The organism is Oscillibacter sp., assembly GCF_032060045.1.
Taxonomy (GTDB): Bacteria; Bacillota; Clostridia; order Oscillospirales; family Oscillospiraceae; genus Oscillibacter.
Map to the genome: position 1 here is coordinate 1 of NZ_DAMBZJ010000024.1, position 2103 is coordinate 2103.

At 52.7% G+C, this 2103-nt stretch carries 3 protein-coding genes and 1 pseudogene; all 4 read right to left on the minus strand.

The window, feature by feature from the left end; all coding sequences use genetic code 11:
* Positions 1 to 144: 144 nt before the first annotated feature.
* The 4 genes and pseudogenes from RT018_RS10575 to RT018_RS10590 all read right to left on the minus strand — a co-directional run bounded on the left by RT018_RS10575 (position 145) and on the right by RT018_RS10590 (position 1951).
* The gene (locus tag RT018_RS10575) at positions 145 to 450 is read right to left on the minus strand and encodes a transposase (protein ID WP_397360163.1); all 306 of its coding nucleotides are present in this window, start codon (positions 448 to 450) and stop codon (positions 145 to 147) included.
* Positions 451 to 461: 11 nt separating this feature from the next.
* Positions 462 to 694: pseudogene (locus tag RT018_RS10580) on the minus strand (carbon monoxide dehydrogenase); the annotation flags it as partial.
* 53 nt (positions 695 to 747) lie between these two features.
* Positions 748 to 1110: a NifB/NifX family molybdenum-iron cluster-binding protein gene (locus tag RT018_RS10585; RefSeq protein ID WP_312941711.1), complete on the minus strand. Its 363-nt coding sequence runs from the start codon at positions 1108 to 1110 to the stop codon at positions 748 to 750.
* Between the two features lie 16 nt (positions 1111 to 1126).
* Positions 1127 to 1951: a P-loop NTPase gene (locus tag RT018_RS10590; protein WP_312941713.1), complete on the minus strand. Its 825-nt coding sequence runs from the start codon at positions 1949 to 1951 to the stop codon at positions 1127 to 1129.
* Positions 1952 to 2103: the final 152 nt, after the last annotated feature.

Below are 2103 nucleotides of genomic sequence, written 5' to 3' on the forward strand. Positions count from 1 at the left end.
GAAGAAAAAGTCAGGGCTTAGATACCACCGCGCCAGCGGTTTAGTGCTTTGTTTAATAGTACAAACCCAAGGGGTACCCCCTTGGGTTTGTCAATAACTAACACAACGTACAAGGAAAACTGATTTTACAATAAGAGGAGAGTGTCAACGCCGATTTAAATTTACAAGCAATCGCAAAAGGGCGCACTGAATCTTTCTGAGGCTCAGCACCAAAATGGACATGGCAACACTGTGGGAAATGGTTTGGCGCAGTTTGGTCATAATCAGTCCCAAGCCACACTTGCGCTTGGCTAGGCTGAATCGCCGTTCCACTTCCACGCGCTCACACTCGTCCAGAAAATCCTGCGTTGTGTTTCGGATCTCATCTTTCTTGGGCCTGCCCAGAGCGGGGCCGGAACGCTGGATGTCATGCTCTTCGCAAAACCGCAGATTCTTCCGGTTCCTAGGGATTCGAACCCCGGACCCAACGCATTCCTCTTGAGATTTATATGGTTTCAATGTCATTTGCAATCTGTATCAGATCATCTCTCAGCGCAACGTTTCCACCTTTAAGAGATTCAATGTCTTGCGTCAGCAGCTCTACCAGCTGAGGCGCTCCGGTAATAAAAGGCGTGGGCGACAAATGCATGTATAACCCATACGCAACTGCAAAAACACCGTGGATGGTCGCCTTTTGCTGCATCCATTCCAGGGCCCACTCTGCTCCGGAGGGAAGTCCTGTGGCAAAGTTACTTATTAAAGCGATTCTTATTTATGGCCGCCACATTCGCTTTCGAAAGCGTGATCGTGGCAGACCGATCCGGTGAATTTCAGCTCGCCGCGCAGATAGGCTTCCACCCCCTGACGGGCATTGCCTTCCGCGCCGACGACAACTTCGACGCCACGCTCGTTGAAAATATCCACAGCACCGCCACCCATACCTCCGGCGATGATGACATTGACGCCCTGATCAGCCAAAAAGTTCGGCAGAAAGCCAGGCTTGTGGCCAGGGTTGGGAACGCTCTGCTCGCTGGTTATTTTTCCGTTTTTCACGTCAAACAGCAGAAAGGTTTCACAGTGACCAAAATGACCGAAGATGTCTTTTCCGTTGCTAGCAACTGCAATTTTCATGAATTATTTCTCCTTTTTATTGTTTAAGTATAATATCCAGTAGGCTGTCCAGCCAGTTGCCGTTAAAATGCTCGATTATGCCTGCGTCGCAGGCCGCAGCCAGCTTTGGGTCGATGGGCAGGCACGCGGTGGTTTGAATGGAATGCTTTTGGGCAATGTCGTTGATCCGGCTTTCGCCGAACACACGAATCTCCCTGCCGCAGTCCGGGCAGAAGACATAGCTCATGTTTTCCACCAGCGCCAGAACAGGGATCTTCATCATGCCGGCCATGTTGACGGCCTTTTCCACGATCATGCCCACCAACTCCTGCGGGGAGGCCACGATGACAAGGCCGTCCACCGGGATAGACTGGAATACTGTCATCGGCACATCGCCAGTACCAGGCGGCATATCGATGAACATATAATCCACGTCACCCCAGATGACGTCCGCCCAGAACTGCTTTACCGCGCCCGCGATGATGGGGCCGCGCCAAACCACCGGGTCAGTCTCATGCTCCATCAACAGATTTAGAGACATGACGCGGATACCGGTCTCAGAGTCCACCGGGTAAAGGCCGGATTCCGTCCCCTCGGCGCGGGTGTGCAGGCCAAACGCCTGGGGAATGGACGGGCCGGTGATATCTGCGTCCAGAATGGCCGCCTGATAGCCTTCTCTCTGGGTCATCACCGCGAGCAGGGAGGTAACGAGGCTCTTACCCACGCCGCCCTTTCCGCTAACCACGCCGACCACCTTTTTAACATGGCTACCGTCGTGCAGTTTTTCCAGCAGACTTTCTTTGGTTCGCTCTCCGCAGTCCTTGCCGCAGCTTTCGCAGTTATGCGAGCATTCTTCGCTCATGTTGTGTTCCTCCTCACAGCTTCAGAGTCTGTCCGCAAGACAGGTAATGCAGCTGCTGATTCATGTTTGTTTTCAGATATTCATACTGTGCCGAGCCGGTACAGTGACAGGTTTAGTAAATCGTCTTGTGGCGGGAAAGCTCTCACGCGGCT

Coding starts and splice junctions, on each gene's coding strand:
- RT018_RS10590 (WP_312941713.1), bottom strand. CDS start 1,951: ATGAGCGAAGAATGCTCGCATAACTGCGAAAGCTGCGGCAAGGACTGC.
- RT018_RS10585 (WP_312941711.1), bottom strand. CDS start 1,110: ATGAAAATTGCAGTTGCTAGCAACGGAAAAGACATCTTCGGTCATTTT.